At 69.6% G+C, this 19,912-nt stretch carries 14 protein-coding genes and 1 pseudogene; 4 read left to right on the forward strand and 11 right to left on the reverse strand.

Translation table 11 applies throughout. From position 1 onward, the window contains the following. Positions 1-16: 16 nt before the first annotated feature. Complete coding sequence (locus tag AB0G32_RS02615; RefSeq protein WP_361157034.1) at positions 17-1,291, forward strand: LCP family protein; 1,275 nt, start codon at positions 17-19, stop codon at positions 1,289-1,291. Positions 1,292-1,301: 10 nt separating this feature from the next. On the opposite strand, the gene AB0G32_RS02620 is transcribed toward AB0G32_RS02615, so the two are convergent. Further along, a complete protein-coding gene (locus AB0G32_RS02620; protein ID WP_361157174.1) occupies positions 1,302-2,678 on the reverse strand; it encodes an LCP family protein in 1,377 nt (458 codons plus the stop codon). A gap of 279 nt (positions 2,679-2,957) precedes the next feature. Between AB0G32_RS02620 and AB0G32_RS02625 the strand changes: the two are divergent. Further along, positions 2,958-3,997: pseudogene (locus AB0G32_RS02625) on the forward strand (glycosyltransferase family 2 protein). A 50-nt stretch (positions 3,998-4,047) separates the two neighbouring features. Here the strand turns inward: AB0G32_RS02625 and AB0G32_RS02630 are convergent. The 7 genes from AB0G32_RS02630 to AB0G32_RS02660 all read right to left on the reverse strand — a co-directional run bounded on the left by AB0G32_RS02630 (position 4,048) and on the right by AB0G32_RS02660 (position 11,200). After that, complete coding sequence (locus AB0G32_RS02630) at positions 4,048-4,491, reverse strand: hypothetical protein (protein ID WP_361157036.1); 444 nt, start codon at positions 4,489-4,491, stop codon at positions 4,048-4,050. Between the two features lie 164 nt (positions 4,492-4,655). Then, on the reverse strand, positions 4,656-5,075 hold the full coding sequence (locus AB0G32_RS02635; protein WP_361157038.1) for a spore-associated protein A: 420 nt from the start codon (positions 5,073-5,075) through the stop codon (positions 4,656-4,658). Between the two features lie 64 nt (positions 5,076-5,139). Continuing rightward, complete coding sequence (locus tag AB0G32_RS02640; protein ID WP_361157041.1) at positions 5,140-5,586, reverse strand: hypothetical protein; 447 nt, start codon at positions 5,584-5,586, stop codon at positions 5,140-5,142. 24 nt (positions 5,587-5,610) lie between these two features. After that, complete coding sequence (locus AB0G32_RS02645; protein WP_361157044.1) at positions 5,611-6,054, reverse strand: hypothetical protein; 444 nt, start codon at positions 6,052-6,054, stop codon at positions 5,611-5,613. A gap of 155 nt (positions 6,055-6,209) precedes the next feature. Continuing rightward, the gene (locus AB0G32_RS02650; RefSeq protein ID WP_361157176.1) at positions 6,210-7,694 is read right to left on the reverse strand and encodes an LCP family protein; all 1,485 of its coding nucleotides are present in this window, start codon (positions 7,692-7,694) and stop codon (positions 6,210-6,212) included. Positions 7,695-7,889: 195 nt separating this feature from the next. Beyond that, a complete protein-coding gene (locus tag AB0G32_RS02655) occupies positions 7,890-9,620 on the reverse strand; it encodes an LCP family protein (RefSeq protein ID WP_361157047.1) in 1,731 nt (576 codons plus the stop codon). A 227-nt stretch (positions 9,621-9,847) separates the two neighbouring features. Further along, positions 9,848-11,200: an LCP family protein gene (locus AB0G32_RS02660; protein WP_361157049.1), complete on the reverse strand. Its 1,353-nt coding sequence runs from the start codon at positions 11,198-11,200 to the stop codon at positions 9,848-9,850. Between the two features lie 341 nt (positions 11,201-11,541). Between AB0G32_RS02660 and AB0G32_RS02665 the strand changes: the two genes are divergently transcribed. Next, positions 11,542-12,609, forward strand: a complete 1,068-nt coding sequence (locus AB0G32_RS02665; protein WP_361157052.1) for a tyrosine-type recombinase/integrase — start codon at positions 11,542-11,544, stop codon at positions 12,607-12,609. A 61-nt stretch (positions 12,610-12,670) separates the two neighbouring features. Here the strand turns inward: AB0G32_RS02665 and murJ are convergent, their stop codons facing one another. The 3 genes from murJ to AB0G32_RS02680 form a co-directional block, all read right to left on the reverse strand. Beyond that, positions 12,671-14,353: a murein biosynthesis integral membrane protein MurJ gene (gene murJ, locus AB0G32_RS02670; protein ID WP_361157054.1), complete on the reverse strand. Its 1,683-nt coding sequence runs from the start codon at positions 14,351-14,353 to the stop codon at positions 12,671-12,673. 112 nt (positions 14,354-14,465) lie between these two features. Further along, positions 14,466-17,501 carry a Tn3 family transposase gene (locus tag AB0G32_RS02675; RefSeq protein ID WP_361157056.1) on the reverse strand — a complete coding sequence of 1,012 codons (3,036 nt, stop codon included), beginning with the start codon at positions 17,499-17,501 and terminating at the stop codon, positions 14,466-14,468. Positions 17,502-17,777: 276 nt separating this feature from the next. Next, positions 17,778-18,539, reverse strand: coding sequence for a TIGR03089 family protein (locus AB0G32_RS02680; protein ID WP_361157059.1), 762 nt, complete (start codon positions 18,537-18,539; stop codon positions 17,778-17,780). Positions 18,540-18,667: 128 nt separating this feature from the next. On the opposite strand from AB0G32_RS02680, the gene AB0G32_RS02685 reads away from it, so the two are divergent. Continuing rightward, a complete protein-coding gene (locus tag AB0G32_RS02685) occupies positions 18,668-19,888 on the forward strand; it encodes an N-acetylmuramoyl-L-alanine amidase (protein ID WP_361157061.1) in 1,221 nt (406 codons plus the stop codon). Positions 19,889-19,912 lie beyond the last annotated feature (24 nt).

Consider the following 19,912-nt stretch of genomic DNA (forward strand, 5'->3'; position numbering starts at 1 on the left):
CGGCACACTGGTCCGCATGAGCGATTGGCCCGAGGGAAGGCCCGGCGACAACGGCGGCCGGTACGGACGCGGCAGCGCGAGCGCGCAGCCCGAGAGCGCCCGCGTGATGCGGCAGGTCCGGCGCGGCCAGACGCCGCCGCCCGGCCCGGGGGCGCCGCCGTACGGCGCCGGGGTGCCGCAGCAGCCGACGTACGTCGACGGCGGCGGGCACGGCGGGTACGACAGCGGCTACAACACCGGCCAGGTCTACGGCAGCCCCGGCGGCCAGGGCCCGGCCGGCCCCGGTCCCGGCGGTCCGGGGCGCCCCGCGCCGAACTGGGGCCGCCGGATCAAGTGGACGGCGATCACCGTGGCGACCGTGCTCGTCGTCACGTTCGTCGGCACGTACTTCTGGGCCGACTCCAAGCTCAACCGCGACGTCGACCTGTCCAAGGTGATCGACCGGCCGGACGCGGGCGAGGGCACCAACTACCTGATCGTCGGCTCCGACAGCCGCGCGGGCATGACCGACGCGGAGAAGAAGGAGCTGCACACCGGCTCCGCCGAGGGCAAGCGCACCGACTCGATGATGATCCTGCACACCGGCGACAACGGCTCCACGCTGGTCTCCCTGCCCCGGGACTCGGACGTCGAGATCCCCACCTACAAGGGGTCCGAGTCCGGCAAGACCTACCAGGGCACCGGCCGGCACGTGAAGCTGAACGCCGCCTACGCCGAGGACGGCCCCGAGCTGCTGGTGCGCACCGTCGAGTACAACACCGGCCTGCGCATCGACCACTACGTCGAGATCGGCTTCGGCGGCTTCGCCAACATCGTGGACGCGGTCGGCGGCGTCACCATCGACATCCCGCAGGACATCAAGGACACCAAGTCCGGCGCGGACTTCAAGAAGGGCGAGCAGACCCTGAACGGCGAGGAGGCCCTCGCCTTCGTCCGCACCCGGTACGCGCTGGCCGGCTCCGACCTGGACCGCACCAAGAACCAGCAGAAGTTCCTGTCCGCCCTGGCCAGTCAGGTGGCGACCCCGTCGACCGTGCTGAACCCGTTCAAGCTCTACCCGACCATGGGCGCCGGCCTGGACTCGCTCGTCGTCGACAAGGACATGGGCCTGTTCGACCTGGCCAGCATGTTCTGGGCGATGAAGGGCGTCAGCGGCGGCGACGGCACCTCCATGAACATGCCGATCGCGGGGAACACCTCGAACGGCAATCTCCAGTGGGACAGCGCCAAGGTCAAGACGCTGGTGGACGAGCTGAAGAACGACGAGAAGGTCACCGTCTCCGGCAACTGAGCCGCCGGTCTCAGGTCCGCTTCCCGCACACCACCTCGTCGCCCCGGACCACGGCCCCCGTCTGTCGCGGGGGCTGTTCCGGCCGCACCTCGCGGACCTCCTCGAAGTCGGCGCCCGCGATCACCTTCAGCGTGCCGCCCTGCCCCGGGACCGCCCGCAGTTCACTGCCGGGCAGCGCGGCGGCCAGCGACTTCGCCGAGTTGTCCCAGCGCGGGTCGTAGGCGACGACGGTACGTTCCACGTCCGGCGCCGGTGCGTTCACCGGGGCGCCGGTGGTGCGGAACCCGGTGGCCCGCAGCGCCTTGTCGACGCGCTTGCCGAGCCCGGCGGTGCGGGTGCCGTTGGCGACCTGGACCCGGATCTGCCGGGGATCGACCGGGACCCGTACCACCCCGGTCCTCGGGGCAGGCCGGTGCGCGGCCAGCGGCTGGTCCTCGCGCAGCGCCGCGAACAGCTGCCCGGCCGCCGCGTCGTCCCACTTCAGGGTGGAGCCGACGCCCTTCACGGCGTACCCCTCCGCCTGCACGGGGACGGTGGTGAACTCGGACGACGACGGGGAGAAGTCGCGCATCGCGCGGCCCAGGGCGAGCAGCTCGTCGGTGCCGAAGCCCCGGTCGGCGCGGACCGAACCCAGTACCGCCTTCGTCACGTCCCGGAACTTCATCGGGTTCAGCAGGATGCCCGACGAGGTGGCCCGGTCGATGGTGGCCGCCATGAACCGCTGCTGGCGCTGCATCCTGCTCAGGTCGGACGCGCCGTCCAGATGGCGGGAGCGGACGTACTGGAGGGCCTGGCCGCCCTTCAGGGTGTGCGTGCCGGCCGGCAGGTCCAGGCCGGTGTAGCGGTCCTTGAGCGGCTGGACGGTACAGATCTGGACGCCGCCGAGGACGTCGACCGTCTTCATGAAGCTGGTGAAGTCGACCTCCAGGTAGTGGTCGATCTTCACCTTGGTCATCGCCTCGACGGTCCGCACGGTCAGCTGCGGGCCGCCCTCCGCGTACGCCGCGTTCAGCTTCAGCGGATGCCCCTTGTGCCGCTCGCCGGTGGTGCGGTCGGTGTGCGCCGGGGTGACGGCGTAGGAGTCGCGCGGCAGGCTGACCACGCTGGCCCGGTCCCGGTCCGCCGAGATGTGCACGATCATCATCGTGTCGGTGCAGTGGCAGGGCGCGCCGCCCAGCCGGTACGCGCGGCGCTCTTGCTCGGAGATCCGGTCCCGGCCGTCGGTGCCGACCAGCAGCACGTTCATGCCGTGCCCGGCCCGCGGCCGGTTCTTCATGTCCTTGAAGGCGTCGACCCGGGTGAGGTCGGAGTCCAGACCGGTCAGCACCGCGTGCCCGATCCCGGCCGAGGCCAGCACCACCACCGACAGCGCGGACGACATCCGCACGGCCCAGCGCGGCCCGCGCCGCCGCGCGGACGCGCGCCGGGCGGGACGCGCCCGCCGGTGCCGCGGCGGCGCGGCCGGGACCCTGGGGGCGGGGGAGCGGGGCGGCGTGGGCAAGGGGACACCTCCGCGAGGACAGACCCTGGTGTGCCGGAACGGTGTGCCGGAGTGGGGTACCGGTCGTGTGATCCTGAGCACCGTAGGCCGATACGATCTGCGGACCGGGGCAGCGGCCCCCGCGGCGCGCACCCGGGTCCCCCGTTCGCGGTAACGGGAGCCGTGCTGAACGCCCGGTCCGACGTGCGGCTCCCCGCGGTGTCCGTGATCATGCCCGTCCGCAACGAGGAACGTCATCTGCGCGGCGCCGTGCAGGCCATCCGCGCCCGGGAGTGTCCCGGCGGGATGGAGGTCGTGCTCGCCGCCGTCGGTCCGTATGCGGACCGGACCGAGGAGATCGCCGCCGAGCTGGTCCGTGAGGACCCCCGCGTCCATGGGGTGCCACACCCGACCGGTCGCACCCCCGCCGCGCCGAACGCCGCGATCAAGGCGTCCCGGCACCCGGTGGTGGTCCGCGTCGACGGCCACGGCACGCTCTCGCCCGGCTGCATCGCCACGGCCGTACGGCTCCCGGAGGAGACCGGCGCGCGGAACGTCGGCGGCATCATGCACGCCGAGGGCGAGACCGACTGGGAGCACGCGGTGGCCGCCGCGATGACTCGAAGACCGGCGTCGGCGGCGCGGCCTTCCACAGCGGCGGAGCGGCCGCCCCGGCCGAGACCGTCTGCCTCGGCGTCTTCCGCCGCGAGGTGCCGGAGCGGCAGGGCGGCTGCAGCGAGGAGTTCGTCCGTGCCCAGGACTGGGAGCTGAACCTCCGCATTCGCGAGGCCGGCGGCCTGATCTGGTTCTCGCCCGAGCTGAGGGTCTCCTACCGGCCCCGGCCGAGCATGAAGGCACTGGTCAAGCAGTACAAGGAGTACGGCCGCTGGCGGCACGTCGTGGCCCGCTACCACTCCGGCTCCATCAACCTGCGCTACCTCGCCCCGCCCACCGCAGTGTGCGCGATAGCCGCCGGGATCGCGGTGAGCGCGGTGCTCATCCCGTGGGACTTCGTGATCCCGGGCGGCTATCTGGCCGCGATCGTCGCCGGGTCGCTGCCCGCCGGGAAGGGGCTGCCTCTCAAGGCCCGGCTCCGGATCCCGCTGGCGCTCGCGACCATGCACATGTCCTGGGGCTGGAACTTTCTGACCAGCCCGAAGTCGCTGGCCCGCAGGGTGATCCCGTCGCGGCGGGCGGCGGTGCCCGTCATGGACGGTTCGCACTGAGCAGGCCTCGGGCCCGCCCATGGGCTGCGGGCGGGCCCGAGGCGCGGTTGTCAGCCGCAGTGGAAGTAGCCGCTGCTCGGCACGTGGTCCTGGATGATGTTGTTGCCGCTGAGGTTCCACACGTCGGTCTCCACAGCGATGCAGCGGTTCGCGCCGTAGAACGTGTAGTTCGCGTAGTAAAGGTAGGAACCGTCGTCCTCACCGACGTAGCCGGTCGCGTCGGTCCAGGCCTGGACGGCGATCCGTGACGAGACGCCGTAGTACGAGCCTCTCTTCACGGCCGTGACGCAGTTGTAGGTGCCGTCCCAGAACAGGTAGGTCGTGGCGTACGTGGTGCCGTTGTAGACGTTGTTCCAGCTGTCGATCTGGGAGCCGTTGCACCCGTAAGTGGCGGCGCTGGCCGCCGGCGCCGTGGCCAGCGACAGCCCGGTGACTCCCGACAGCAGCAGGGCGGTGGAAACGGCGAACCTGGCGACTTTGCCCCGGAACTTCATGGCGTGCCCTTTCATCAGTCGGGTCAGGCGGTCTGCGGGCGGTGATCCTCGCGGATCACCGAGACTGATCTCGTCCGCGGACGACTGGACCAATCGAAGTGACGTGCTCATGGCAAAGATGGAGTGATGGACGGCCTGAGGCCGAAGCCTGGTGTCCGGTTTGATCAGCCGCAGTGGACGCCGTAGTCGACCTGGACGTAGTTCGACGCCGCAGCGCCACCCCAGTCGATGCAGGAGCTCGCCGCGTAGACGTAGACGGGGCCGGCGTAATAACTGAAGGTGCCGTAGTCCGTCTCGCTGGCCTTCCACACGGTGTCAGTCCGGTGCAGCCGCAGCCGGGCGTCCAGGACCATGGGCGTTCCCGGCGTGTCACTGACGGTGACGACACAGTTGTAGCCGGTGGAGCCGTTGTATGTGAGGTAGGCGGTGCCGTCGCCCACATCCTTGGAGTCGATGACGCTGTAGCCCGATCCGCAGGCACTGTTGTAGGAAGCCGCCTCGGCGGTACCGGCCGTCAGGGCCATTCCCGCGGTGGTGAGGCCGAGCAGTGCCGCCGCGGAGGTGAGTCGCCTGGAAATGCGCACGTGTGAACTCCTGTCAGAGGATCGGATACGCCGTGCCGGGAGTCCGGGCCGGCCGTTGCGGGCGTCAGCCGCAGTGGAAGTAGCCGCCGGCGGGGACCCGGTCCTGCACCGTGTTCACGCCGTTGGTGTTCCACATGTCCAACTCCCAGGCCACGCAATAGCCCTTGCCGTACAGGGAGACGGGGCCGGCGTAGTAGGAGAAGTTCCCGGAGTCGCCCTGCTGGGCGTCCGAGCGCATCAGAACGAGCGCCATCCGGGTGCTCACGCCGTAGTACGAGCCGGTCTTATTGGCTATGACGCAGTTGTACGTACCGTCCCAGTAGAGGTAGGACGTCGCCACATGGGCGCCGGTCAGATAGTCGTAGTGCTTCACCGAGTCGACGACGGTCCCGGCGCAGCCCGAGGCGGCGGACGCCGCAGGCGCGGTGGCGAGGGGGCCGACCACGGCGACGCCGAGCAGCACGGCAGCGCTTGCCAGCCAGCGGGTGAGGGTGAACTTGAGGCCCTTCATGTCATCCTCCTCAGGATCGTCGGGTCAGCCGCAGTGGAAGTAGCCGCTGTACGGCACGTGGTCTTGGATGAAGTTGTTGCCGCTGAAGTTCCACATGTCCGTCTCCACCGCGATGCAGCGGTTTTTGCCGTAGAACTTGTAGTTGGCGTAGTAGAGGTACGTGCCGTCGTCCTGACCGACGTAGCCGTCCACGTCGGTGTAGCCCTCCACGCGGATGCGCGAGGCCGTGCCGTAGTAGCTGCCGCGCTTCACGGCGGCGACGCAGTTGTAGGTGCCGTCCCAGAACAGGTAGGTCGTGGCGTACGTGGTGCCGTTGTAGACGTTGTTCCAGCTGTCGATCTGTGAACCGTCGCAGCCGTAGGTGGCGGCGCTCGCGGCGGGCGCGGTGACGAGCGAGTAGCCGGCGATGGTCGACAGCATGAGTCCCAGGGACGCGGCGACGCGGCCGGCCTTGGTCCTGAACTTCATCGTGTCCTCCTGGAGCGTTCCGGTGCGTGTGCCGAATGACCCGGAGCCGTCCAAGAGATTGACATGATCTCGGCAGATTTTAGATCTTGCACGAGGAGACTGGCTGAAAGGGACGCCACAATGGCCGATGCACGCATCATCGGCCGTGGTCGCACCTACCAGGTGTAGTCAGGGTTCACCGTCATACAGGCCGAGGTGTCCGAGCCGTTGAGCGTGTCGGCCGACTCGGGGACGCTGTCGTCGTCCTGGGCGGTGTACTTGGTGCCGCTCCGCCAGTCGGCACCGACCACTAGTGTGACCCCGGACACATCGGTCGACTGCTGTACCGAGCGCGCGGGTATGCCCACAGCTGCGGCGACGCGCTCGGCGTCCGCCTTCAGGTCCGCACTCGGGTAGCGGACGAGGGTCTCGTCCTCGCTGAGTGTGGCCGAGGGATCCGTCGCCGCTTGGGTGAACCCCTTCCCGACCAGCAACTCGGCGATCGCTGAAGCTCGTTCGCTGACCGGTGCCTCAGTGTCGGTGCTGGTGCCGTTCTGCACCAGCACCGAAATCTCGCCGTCGGCGGCGGCCGGGCCGGAGGGAGACGGTGACCCGGTGTCCTGTTCCTCGCCCTTGTCACCGCTGTCCGCCTCCAGGGACGTGTCCTCGCGGATGAGGCGGAACAGCTGCTCGGAGTCTCCCGGTTTGGGCAGCACCCGATTGCCGTCCGACGCGTAGACCCAGGGCATCGTCGTCATGGTGATGTGCTCCGGCGAAACCTTCCTCAGCTCCAGGCTGAGGTCGTACAGTTCCTTCACCGAGCCCAGGCCCTCGTCCACCGTGAGCGTCTCGGTTGCCGTCTCCGCGAGCTTGCGCAGTTTGTTCGGGCTGCTCAGCGTGGCGTTGTCACGCAGTTGCCGGACCATCGCGTTCATGTACTGGTGCTGCGCCTTGGCACGCGCAATATCGGTGTTGTCCTCGAACCCGTACCGGGTGCGCAGCCATTGCAGGGCCTGTTCACCCTGGACGTACGTCGTCCCCTTCTCCAGCTTCAGTCCCGAGCCGTGACCGTCGGAGGTGTACGAGTAGATGTTGTCGTTGACGCAGACCGGTACGCCGCCGATCGCGTCAGCCATCGACACGACCCCGGCGAAGTCGACCATGACGAAGTGATCGATGTGGATGCCGGTCAGCTTCTCCCAGGTCGCCACCGTGCAGCCGGGGCCGCCGCGGCCCAGCGAGTCGTTGGTCATCCGCAGGGACGTGGTCGCCGGGTAGACCGTGCCGTCGTCCGGGTCCGTGCACTTGGGAAACTGCAGCAGAGTGTCACGCGGCATGCTGACGACGGACATGTCGCTGCGGTCGGCCGAGAGGTGGACCAGCATCTGGACGTCCGCGCGCGGCGCGGTGTTGAACGTCTCCTTGGCGCCGCCGAGTTCCTGGTTCTCCGCGTTGTCCCGCGCGTCGGAACCGATCACCAGGATGTTCAACGGTGTTTGACCCGCGGCGTTGGCCTGCGACTTGGCCGGCCGGTCCTTCATGTCCCCGAGGCTCAGCTCGTCCTTCTTGATGTTGCCGTTGAGGTGCCGGTAGTAGAGGTAACCGGCACCTGCGGTGCCCAGTACCAGTACGGACAGCAGGGCCGCCGACCAGCGCAGCATCCGCCGTCCGCCACGGCTGCGCCGGGAGGGCTCACGCGACGGTACGGACGGCGGCGCCGTCTCCACGGACGGAGCGTCCCCCCGCACACTGTTGTGCGTCATATTGTCCCCACTGTCCCCACCCTCACACATCGAACGGGCCTGCCGTACGTCCGGTAAGACGCACGACAGGCCCATCAGGCTGTCCTCAAAGACTCAACTCGCGCACTCGACCTTGTCCGCGGTGGACTGCGGTACGTCCGCCTTCGCGGAGGAAGCGTTCAGCTTCACGCCGGCACCCTTGTAGTCCGGCCCCAGGGTCAGGGTCATCGTCGGCAGTCCCTGGGAGTTGGTCACGCTCTCGCCCGGCTTCATCTGAGAGCCGGACAGGCCCATGATGTCGGCCAGCCTGCGTGCCTGGTCCGCCTGGTCGGGGTCGTACTCGAGGGTCGTCTTCGACACGTCCGCGGAGGCGTCGCCGCCGTTCTCGGACTTGGTCACGCCCGCGTCGTTCTGCAGCCAGTTGAGTGTCGCCTGGGCGGCCCCGTCGGTGGCGCCGCCGTTGAGGACCCGCACCCGCACCTCGGAGGCGTCGGCCTTGGTGCCCTTGAGCCGGTTGGCGATGGCAGCCTTCTCCTTCTTCTCCTTCGCCTCGACCTCGGTGAAAGAGACGTCCTGCTTGATCATGGAGAAGACCTGCGGGGCCTGTGACTCCTCAAGAACGACCGTCTTCTTGACGACGGTTTCCGCCGGGTTGTCCTTCACCGGAACCGTCAGGAAGGTGATGTTCTTCGTCGGTACCTTCTTCAGCTCCAGGGCGACATCCTTGAGGGTGCTGACCTTGCCGATGCCGGTGTCCACGGTCAGCGCCTTGGTCGCCGCCTCGGCCAGTTTCAACAGCTTCGACGGGCTGGTCAACGTGTCGCTGGAGGCCATCTTGCGCATCAGGGAACTCAGGAACTGCTGCTGTGCCTTGATGCGGTCCAGGTCGCTCTCGTTGCCGAAGGCGTGCCGCGTGCGGACGAAGGCCAGTGCCTGCTCACCTTCAATGGTGTGCTTGCCTGCGGACAGTTTGAGCTTGGAGTCCGGGTCGTCGACGTCGTGCGCCAGACAGACCTCGACTCCGCCGACCGCCGTGGTGAGCGTCTTGACCGCGTTGAAGTCCGCCATCATGAAGTGGTCGACCGGGATGCCGGTGACCGCCTCGACGGTCCGCATCGTGCAGCCCGGGTCACGTCCGTCCTGTCCGAGGCTGACGTTGAAACGTTGATTCGATGTGCCGGGGATGACCTCTTCGGTACCGTCGGACTGCTGCGTCGGACAGTCCGGGATGTCGACGACCAGGTCCCGCGGGATGCTCAGCGCGGTGGCGTTGGTCCGGTCCTTGGAGACGTGCAGCAGGATGTTGGTGTCGGCGTGGCCGACGCTCCCCGAGTCACCGTAGCCGTCGTTGCCGTCACCGGTGCGTTTGTCGGTGCCGATGATGAGGATGTTGAAGGCCTCGTCCTTGCTGAAGCCGTTCTTGGCCGCGCTGCCGACGTCGGTCGTGGTGACGTTGCCTTCGAGGTGCTTGAGGTACCAGTAACCGGTCGAACCGATGGCGACCAGGAGGAAAGCCATCGTGCCGCCGGTCCACATCAGGACTCTCTTGCCCTTCCCCCTCTTCTTCGCGGGCCGCCGCCCTCGTCGCCCCGACGGTGCCTCCTCCGGGGCCCCGCGTCGTCGGCGCGGGGGTGGGATGTCTCCCGCCGAGGGGGCAGGGGAGGGCGCCGGTGCCCGGTCGGGCGTGGTCCCCGGTCTGCCGGGATCAGCTCTGCGTGGCCCGGGAACGGTCGACTGCGGAGCGGAATGAGTCAGTCGCAGTTCGTATTCGCCAGTGGCCGGGTTGAGCACCCACTGGTCTGCGGGGTCGACGTTGTCCGCCCGCCCACGGTTTTGCGCGTCCACGGTTGTCCGAATCCTCCGTCGGGGCACGCGGCGCCTTCCCCTCAAGGCGCCCGGGTCTCAGTCTCCCGGTGTACGACCCGTCGAACGCCTCGCGGCCGGGGTCACCGGACGGTTCACACTATCCGGCCTCTTCGAGGTTGAGCGACGCCAGTGACGAGACCCACGTCCCTACAAGCGGGCAATCCGCCCGAATTCGCGAACACAAGTCCGCTGCTTTGGCGTTCGCTTTACTCGCAGAGTTCCTCGGCGGCGGTATTTCCGCGATACGTCGGCGTCGGGGACGGGTTGCCGATGGGGCTGCTGACGGGCTGCCCTGGTAGCGGCCGGTCACCCTCGCTCTGCGCACCGTGACCGAATAGGATGGCGTCTTCGTAATGAGTGCCGCTTTCTGATGCCGGTTCTGCTCCCGGCGCTCCTCCCGGAGTGCGGGGCCGGGTCTTCCATGTGACGGTGACCGGCTCGTCGGTCCGCAGCCGGGTGAAGAGTTCCTGTGCCGCCGGCTCCACGAGTTGGTCGCGATTGGGGTTCTGGTCCCACGACCGGCGGGGCACCGTCAGAAATTGCACCCGTTCCGTGGGGATGTCGCGCAGCCCGCGCACGAGTTCGTACAAACCGCGCAGATTCGCCAGCTCCGGGTCGGTGGTGAGGGCGGACGTGGCCGCGTTCAGCACCGGATACAGCTTCACCGGATTCAGCAGGACCCGATTGCTCTGCACCTTGTTGACGAGCGCGCCGAGGAACCGCTGCTGCCGCTCCATCCGGTCCGTGTCGCTGCCGTTCCCGAGCGACTTGCGGGCCCGGACGTAACCGAGCGCCTGCTCGCCGCTGAGCGTCACCCGGCCCGCGGGCAGCCGCAGCCGGGCCGCCTTGTCGGTGACCGGCGCGCGCAGGCACATCTCGACGCCGTCGACCGCGTCCACCATCTCCTTGAAACCGTGGAAGTCGACGACCACGTGATGGTCGATCCGGACGTGCGTCAGCTTCTCCACGGTCCGGATCGAGCAGGCCGAACCACCCACCTCGAAGGCGTAGTTGAACTGCGCGAAGGCCGGCGCGGACCGGGACCCGTCCGGCCGGCGGCAGCCGGGCACGTCGACCATCAGGTCGCGGGGCAGGGAGACGGCGGTGGCGCTGCGCCGGCCCGCCGACAGGTGCAGCAGCATCGCGGTGTCCGACCGCTCGGTGCCCGGATCGCGCCCGTAGCGCGCGTTGTCCTTGCCGGACCGCGAGTCCGAGCCGATCAGCAGGATGTTCTGCGCGCCGCGCACCAGCGAGGTGGGGCGCTCCTTCTCGTACCGGGCCAGTTCGGCGGCGGCCGCCTCGTCGGGCGTGATGTTGCCGTTCAGCTTCGTGTACACGGTCCAGCCGATGCCCGCGGCGCCGGTCAGCGCGAGGACCGTGCCGAGCGCCGACCAGCGCAGCCACCGGCGCCGGCGGCGGCGCCGCAGCCCGCTCCCGGTCGCGGACGCCCCCGCGCCCGGCCCGCGGACGCCGTCGCCGTCCTCGGGGCCCCGTGCGGTGTCGGTCACCTCTGGCCACCCCTCCTGCCCCTGCTTGCCGACGGCTGTTCCTACGACCATGGCCCGGATGCGGGGCGGGAGGGGGGTGGGGGTGCGCCGAACGGGGGAGGCCCTGTTCTCGTATAGCTACGACGAACGGACATGTAGCGCTACGTGATGCTCGGGGCCTGGCCGGCGTGAGGGCCGGTGGCACAGCGGTTGGCGGTAGCGGCCATCCCGCTTCCCTGTCGGTTTATCGAACTACCGGCCGCTCACGGCCCGCCAGGGTGGTGTCGCAGTAAATGCCGGATTTACTGCGGCAGGCCCCCTATCGCGATCTTCGCGACCTGCGGCGGACTCTCCGGCCGCCGCAGGCGAGGTGTACGCATTTACTGCGGCAGTGCCGGAAGGGCGGGACGGACGTGACGATCGAACCGGTGACCGAACTCGGGAACGGGGGCGCGTTGCGTGTGCCGCGCGCCCGGGTGATGCCCCTCTCCGCCCCGCCCTCGTCATACACCGCGGCGGTCGAGCGGTACCTCACCGGCGCGGGCATCGCGAAGTCCTCCGCGCGGATCTACCGGATCTCGCTGACGACGTGGGGGTGGATGCTCGCCGGCGAACCGGCGCCGACCGGACCCGCCCGCCGGGGCGCGAAGCCGCCCGTCTTCCCCGTCACCGCGATCGACGACCCGGCCCTGCCGGAGACTCTCGCCGAGCTGGCGGCGGCGCGGGCGGACGAGATGGACGCCGACACCGTCAACCGGGAACTGTCCATCGCCCGCAAGGCGATCGGATGGTGGCAGCGCCAGGGCTGGATCGTCAGCGACCCGACGATCGGCATCGAGCGGCGGCCGGCACCGCCCGACCGCACCAAGGCCCTCGCGGAGAACCAGATCGCCGCCCTGTGGCGGCTGGACGTCGCCCTGCGGGAGAAGACGTTCTGGAAGATGCTCTACGAGTCCGCCGCACGAGCCGACGAGGTGCTGTGTCTGAACGTGGAAGACCTGTACCCGCAGGACAAGCGCGGCAAGATCACCGCCAAGGGCGGGGCGGTCGAGTGGATCCACTGGCAGTCTGGCACCGCCCAGCTCCTGCCCCGCCTCATCGCCCACCGCACCCGCGGGCCACTGTTTCTCACCGGCTGCAAGGCCCCCGCCGGAACGCCGACACTCGACGTATGCGAGGAGACCGGCCGGGCCCGGCTCTCTTACCGCCGGGCCGAGGAGATCTTCGAGGAGAACACCCGGCTGCTGGCCAACCCGCTGGCCTCACCCGACGACATCGAGGACCTGGACGGCTGGACGCTTCACCGGCTCCGCCACAGCGCCCTCACACATGACGCCGAGGACGGTACGTCCACCCCGATGCTGCTGGCCCGCTCTCGCCACGCCTCCGTCCGCTCCCTGGAGCGGTACGCCCGCCCCGGCGTCGACGCGGTCGCCCGGCATGTCGCCGAGCGCGACCCCGCCGCGCGTCGCCGGACGTGACACCCATGTTGGCGGCTGGTGCCGGCGTTCTTACCTGCCCCCATCCATCGTTTGCCTGGACTCATCGCATCCCGGGCAGGCGACGGAGCTCGTTGACTTTCAGCAATCGCGCAAGAAGGAGATACGCCAGGGCTGTCGCGAGCGCTCCGGCAGCCAAGGCGACAGCAGTAGGCCACGTTCCATCTCCCAGGCCAGCGCACGCACGCGCTGCGGCCCAGCCCAGCCCAGCAGCCGGGCACGCGGCGCACAGCAGCTTCAGGTAGGTGCGGCGCAGACCTCCGTCGTCGATCCGGCCCCCCATCTTTTTGCGCAGCAGGTAGGCGGTGAGTGCGAGACCGGCCACATAGGAGAGGGTGTAGGCCCCGGCCATGCCGACCACCGCCCAGCGGGCGGGCAGGAGCAAATGACACGCGGTGGCCAGGGCGATGTTCACGCCCGCGATCCACGCTGCCATGAAGAACGGAGTGCGGGTGTCCTCGAAGGCGTAGAAGCCGCGCAACAGCAGGTACTGGGCGGAGAACGGGATGAGCCCGAGCCCGAACGCCTGCAGCATGTAGCCCAGCGGGCGGGCCGAGGCGGCATCGGCTGCTCCGTGGGCGAACAGAAGCGAAGAGATCTGCGGGCCCAGGGCGAGGAAGAGGAAGGCGGCGGGCACGATGACCACGCCGCTGATCCGCAGCGCCCGGGACAGATCCGCGCGCAGGTCCGGGATGCGGCCCTCGGCGACGGCCCGGCTCATACGCGGCAGCATCGCCGTCACCAGGGACACGGTCACGATCGACTGCGGCAACATCCAGATGGTCTGCGCGTAGGTGTAGGCGGAGTAGCCTGCGCCGGCCTGCGGCAGCTCCTGGTCGGCGGCGTTGGCGTAGTTCGTGACCACCGTAAGGGAGACCTGGTTGGCCAGGACGAACAGCAGCGTCCACTTCGCTGCGTGCACGCTCTTGCCCAGGCCGGTGCCCCGCCAGTCGAACCGCGGCCGGAACCGGAAACCGGCCGCCCTGGCGAACGGGATCAGCGCCAGGGCCTGGACGGCGATGCCCGCAGTCGTCCCGATCCCCAGCAGCCGCACCTGGGCGGCGGTGATGTCCTCCACCCGATCGGGCACCGTCATCAGCCCCAGATAGGCGCCGAACATGCCGACCAGCACGACGTTGTTTAGCACCGGGGTCCACATCATCGCGCCGAACTTCTCCCGCGCGTTCAGCACCTGCCCGTAGATGCTGAACAGGCCATAGAAGAAGATCTGCGGCAACAGGAACCGCGCGAACGTCACCGTCAGCTCGAACGCCTCGTGACTGTCCGGGGTGTCCCGCATGTACAGGCCCACGATCTGCGGCGCCGCCCACACCGCCAGCGCCGTCCCCACCCCCAGCACGCACACCACAAGCGTGACCAGCCGCTGCTCGTAGGCCCGCCCGCCGTCGGGGTCCGTGGTCCGGGCCCGCACCAGCTGCGGCACCAGCACAGCATTGAGCGCGCCGCCGATCAGCAGCGTGTACAGGCTCGTCGGCACCGTGTTCGCCGTGTTGTACGTACTGGCCAGCAGGCCAGTTCCCAGCGCCGCGGCCTGCAGCACCTGACGGATCAGCCCCGTCGCCCGCGACACCACCGTGCCGACAGCCATCAACAAGGACGAACGCGCCAGCCCGCCCTTGTCCTTCTTCCGCCGGGCGGCATGCCGCCCCCTTGTCTGCTGCTCCTGCGGCATGGTCTGCGCCGCGGAGTTCGCCCCCTCCACCATGCCGTCAACCTATGCCCCAAGATCCCACGCCCCCAATTCGCGCGCCGCACTGCTCGCGCGGTCCCGGCACGCGTCCGTCTGCTCCCTGGAGCGGCACACTCGCCCGGCCCGCTCACGCGGGGGCCGTCGCGTTCTCGCTCTCGGGGCGGCGCGGGCCGGGAACCGCATTGGCCGTGGGGGCCAGGTCCAGCTCCAAGCGGCTGTTCATGTCCAGCTCGAACCGGCCGTAGGGGTTCACGTGCGTCCAGAACAGCGGGGACAGGGCCCGCCGGTCGGCGTCGGTGAGCGTGTCGGCCCACTTCGGGTCGGCGAGGACCTGCTGCATCAGCAGCGTGTTGACGTGCACGAGGGCGGACTGGAGCAGGTGCAGGGCGAGCATGGACACCTCCTGGGACTCCTTGTCCGCACCTGCCAGGTCGCCGTCCTTGCCGTAGAAGAGGTCCTTGTTCGCGCTGTTCCAGTTCTCCACGACCTGCAAGCCCTCGTGGATCTCCTGGCGCAGCTCGACGTCGGCGAGGTAGTCGCACACGAATGCCGTACGTACCGCCCGCCCGAGTTCCTCGATCGCCTGGTAGGTGGGGTGCTTGGGCCCGCCGCGGGTGAAGCGGCGCAGGACCTGCTCGGCTTCGGCGGTGCCCAGCCGCAGAGCGGTGGTGTACTTCACGATCTGGTCGTACTGCTGGCGGATCAGGTCCCAGTTGATCGTCTTGGTGGACAGCACCGGGGCGAGGTTCGGCCAGTTGTCGTCCTCCCCGGCGGCCGGCCGGTACAGCCGGGCGGAGCCGATGTTCTTCAGCCGCGGCATCAGCTTGAAGTCGAGCATGTGGGCGAAGGCGAAGCCGACGATGGACGCGCCGTGGGTGTCGGTGTACTGCCGGTCCACTTCCATGTCGGTGCAGTGCCGCAGCACGCCCTCGATCATCGAGGCGACCTCGGAGGCCGAGCAGGACTTGAGCTGGGAGTAGATGCACACCGACTTCCGCTCGACGTGCCAGTAGATCATCACGCCGGGGCCCCGGTAGCGCTGGTGCCACTCGGTCATCAGGTTCGAGGACCAGGCGCCGAACTTGCGGCTGTCGGAGGCGCAGGCGGTGCCGGTACCCCACCACATCTCGTCGCGGGCGGCGAAGGTGGCGTTGATCAGCTTCACCAGCGCGGCGCGCATGTTGGCCCGGTTGACGAAGAGGTGTCGTACCCGGCGCAGCGTCGCCTCGGACTCGCCGTGCTTGCCGGTCACCGCGACTCGCTTGATGCCCATGTTGGTGCCCAGCCCGAACAGCACCAGCAGCAACCGGCGCCGCAGTACGTCCTTGGACAGGTTCTCGCGGGTGGCGACCGAGGTGAACTCGGCGATGAAGTCCGTGTCGAACTCGGCGTACTTCAGGATGTCCAGCAAGTCGATCGTGCCCCAGCGCCGTTCGATCTCCGCCTTGATCGCCACGAGGGACTCCGGCTCCTCCTGCTTGCCGCGCGGGGACACCCGGATCCACGGCTCGCCGTGCTTCTTGACGATCGCCACCCCGCCCGTGGTGCCCTCGGTCAGGGCCTGCTCAAAGCGGTCCAGCGACGTCCGCAGCTTGCTCTGGAGGGCGGTGATGAATTCGCCGGCGTCCTGCGGCTGGCCCAGGGCGGCATAGTGGACGTCTCGGTTGTCCTCGAAGTCGGCGGGCAGGTCGTCCTCCGGATTGCGCCACCGGTTGGCGCCCACGACCCAGATCTCCCGCCGTCGCAGCGCGTCCCGCAAGCTGACGAGCACGCACAGCTCGTACGGGATGCGCTCGACGCGGCCCTTGTCGTCGACGACTGCCGCCCGCCACTGCTCTGGCACCACCCCGTCCAGCGGCACCGCTTCGGCGGCATCGAAGAAGGCGCCCTCCTTCAGCGGCTGCTCCAGGTACCGCTTGAGCAGGTCGATCGCGTCCATCACCGGCCGGTAGGCGGTGTTGTTGCACTTCAGCTCCAGCGCCTTCAGCAGCGGCGACAGCATCCGCCGCCAGTGCGCCGAGTACGAAGACCGCAGCACGGTGCGGACCCGGGCCTTGTAGCGGGCCTCGTTCGCCGCGGCCTCCGCCGCCAGCGCCTTGAGCGTCTTCTCCCCGCCGACCACCGGGAAGATCACCCGCCGCACCGTGCCGGACGGCTCCGACAAGGCCGCCTCCGCGACCCGCAGCAGCATCGCCTCCTTGCCGCGGACCTTCTTCAGCTCCGCCCCCAACTCCTTCTCGACCTTCCGCTCCGCGCGGGTGTTGATCTTCAGTACGAGCTGGATGAACAAATCCACCAGCGAGTCGGTGATCTCCGTCTGCCGGACATGGCACAGCGTGGCCAGCAGCGTCAGCCGCCGCGGCGGCTTCATCCGCTCCAGGTTTGCCGGGTACTCCTTCGAGGCACGGGCCCGCCAGGCGTCCACCAGCTTCTCCGACACGTCCGCGAACAGGTCCGCGGGCAGGTCCAGCCGCCGCACCCGCTCCAGCTTGTTCACCTCCGCAAGCAGGCTCTCCAGGCCCGGGGCGCCGGGGTCCGTCTTCAGCTCGGTGAAGTGCGATCGCCCGCCCCCAGCCACCGCGCCCTCGCCGTCTGAGCCGTCGGTGCCGTCACCCGCAATCAGATCTTCCAGCCGCGATCGGGTCATGTGACTGAGCCGGTCCAGCGTGCTCCGACAGAACCGCTTCTCGAAGTCCTTGATTGCCTTGCCCACCAGCCGCCGCACCTGCCCGGGCGCTGGCGGCTCGATATGGTCGTTGCGGCACCGGGCCACCACGGCCGCCGCGAGCCGGTCACGGGACAGCTCCACCGGGCACAGCTCGGTGGCCAACCACGCGGCCAGCCGGTCCTGGTCCTCCTCGGTGTTCGCCCGGAACCCGTATGCCGCCCGGATCTCGCCCCGGTGCCGCTGGATCGCCTTGCTCTGCCAGTCGTAGTCCGACCACGCCTCTGCAGGCACCTTGACTTGCTGGGCCACGTACTCCACCGCGGCGGTCGGCACCTCCTGGGCCGACTCGGGGAACCGGGCCTCCACCTCGAAAAACTTGAGCAGCAGCGCGAACCCGAGCCGAGTCGCCCCGGACTTGTTCCGCACCCGCTTCATGTCGTCTTCCAGCAGCGTCCAGACCTCGATCAGGTCCTCCGGCTCCCAGTCCTGCCGCACCCCGTACTCCTCGCCCCACGCCCGAGATCACTCGTTCAGCTCAACGAGGCGCCAGGCGAGGGGAAACGACGACCACAGCAGTCACACAGCGCTACATGTCCGTTCGCCGTAGCTATACGAGAACAGGGCCGGGGAGGAGGGCCCGGTGCTTCGGCGGGCTGTCGTGGTGATGCGGTCTGTCTCGTCCTGCCGGTTCGGCGCGGAGGGAGAGTGTCGGGAGTGCGGGGTCGGCTCGGCGGGAGTCCGGGCCCGGCTCGGCGGGAGCCCGAGGTCGGCTCAGCGGGCTGTCGTGGTGACGTGCTCCGCCTCGATCCGCCGGTCCAGCGCGTCGGCGGACAGCCGGTCCAGGTGCCGGCACAGCACCACCGAACCGCCCGTGGCCAGCGGCCCGTACAACCCGGCGTTCAGCCCCTCCCACGTGTCGTACGGCAGCCCGGACAGCAGCCGCGTCCCCGGCCCCGTCAGCCCCAGCCCCGTCGCCTCCGCGCGCGCCCGCTCCACCACCTCGGCCCCGCTGAACTCCCGCCCCGCCACGATCAGCGCGGGCTCCTCCGGGTCCACCGGCGCGTACGGCACGAACCGGTCGCCCTGCCCCGGCACCTCCACCGCGTAGTCGGCGAAACCCTGCGGCGGCTCGGGGAAGCGCCCGCCGAGCGGCCGCAGGGCGAGCGCGATCCGCGCCCCGGAGCAGGCCCGGGCGGCGGCCAGCGCCTGCGGGTCCGGACCGCTGACCACGACGTCCGCCGCGGCCGGGTCGCCGCACACGTCGGCGACCACGCCGACCGACGCGCACGCCAGCAGCCACACCGCGGTCTGCCAGTGCGCGGGCAGCAGCAGCGCGACCCGGTCGCCGGGTTCGGCGGAGAGTTCGTCCTGGAGCAGGTTGGCGGTCTTGGCCACCCAATTGGCGAAGGTGGCCACGGACAGTTCGACACGTTCGCCGGTGGCGTCGTCGTAGAAGGTCACCAGGGGGCGTCCCGGGTCCGCGGCGAGCGCGGAACTCAGCAGGTCGGCAGGGGTGCGGTCGGTCGCGTTCACCCGGGCAAGCGTACGCGGGGCGGCCGCCGGGCGGCGTGCCCCGCGGCCACCGGTTCGGGTTAACGCACCCCGGAGCCCGACAAGTTCCGAATGGACAGCTTTGTAGCACCGTGTCCACGATCAGGGGCATGCATGGATTCCTCGCTTCCTCGATCGGTGTCACCTGCGCGGCAGCCCTCGCCCTGCCGCTCACCCCGCCCGCGGCGGCGGCCGTCCCCACCCCCGCCCCGGCAGCCGCCCCGGCGGTGCGCGCGGAGGCGTCCGGGTCCGGCAGCACCCGCTCGCTGCCGCTGCGGCCGCTGGCCCGGGACCGCGCCGCCGGTCCCGCCGAACAGGGCGTCACCCGCCGCGACGTACCGCCCTTCTCGCTGGTCGGCGTCGTCTGGGACGACCCGGACCGCGAACTGCACGGCAGCGTCCAGGTCCGGGTCCGCGAGACCGGCAGCGGTGCCTGGTCCGACTGGCAGGACCTGGAGGCCCACAACGCCGACCACGGCTCCGACCCCGGCACCGCCGAGCGCGCCGCGGACCGGGTGCGCGGGGCGACCGCGCCGCTGTGGGTCGGCGACTCCGACGGCGTCGAACTGCGGGTCCGGGCGGACGACGACGACCCGGGGTACGGCCTGCCCGAGGGCCTGCGCCTGGAACTCGTCGACCCCGGCGTCGGCAGCACCCCGGCGGAGGAGGCCGCCGGCACCGATCAGGCCACCCCCGAACCGGCCACGTACGCCCAGGCCAAGCCGTACGTCGGGCCGCGGCCCGGGATCGTGACGCGGCGCGGCTGGGGGGCGGACGAAGGGCTGCGGGAGAAGGGCTTCAAGTACACGAAGAAGGTCAAGGCGGCCTTCGTGCACCACTCGGCCACCGGCAACAACTACACCTGCGCGCAAGCCCCTTCGGTCATCCGCAGTATCTACCGCTATCACGTCAGGAGCATGGGCTGGCGGGACATCGGCTACAACTTCGTCGTCGACAAGTGCGGGAAGATCTACGAGGGCCGGGCGGGCGGCGTGGCGAAGCCGGTGCTCGGCGCGCACACCCTCGGCTTCAACTCGAACAGCATGGGAATCGCCGTGCTCGGCACGTACAGCACGAAGAAGCCCGCCGCGGCGGCGGTCCGCGCGATCGCCCGGCTGTCGGCGTGGAAGCTCGGGCTGTACGGCATGAATCCCCGCGGCAAGACATACCTGAAGTCCGGCGGTGGCAATCTCTACCGAAAAGGCAGGAACGTACGACTCAAGGTGATCTCGGGTCACCGGGACGGCTTCAACACGAGCTGCCCTGGAGCGCAGCTGTACAAGAAGCTTGACACGGCCCGCTCCACCGCGGCCAAGTACCAGGGCCGCTGAGCGGGAGGAACTCTGCATACACTG

The sequence above is a fragment of the Streptomyces sp. NPDC023723 genome (genome assembly GCF_040639815.1).
Taxonomy (GTDB): Bacteria; Actinomycetota; Actinomycetes; order Streptomycetales; family Streptomycetaceae; genus Streptomyces.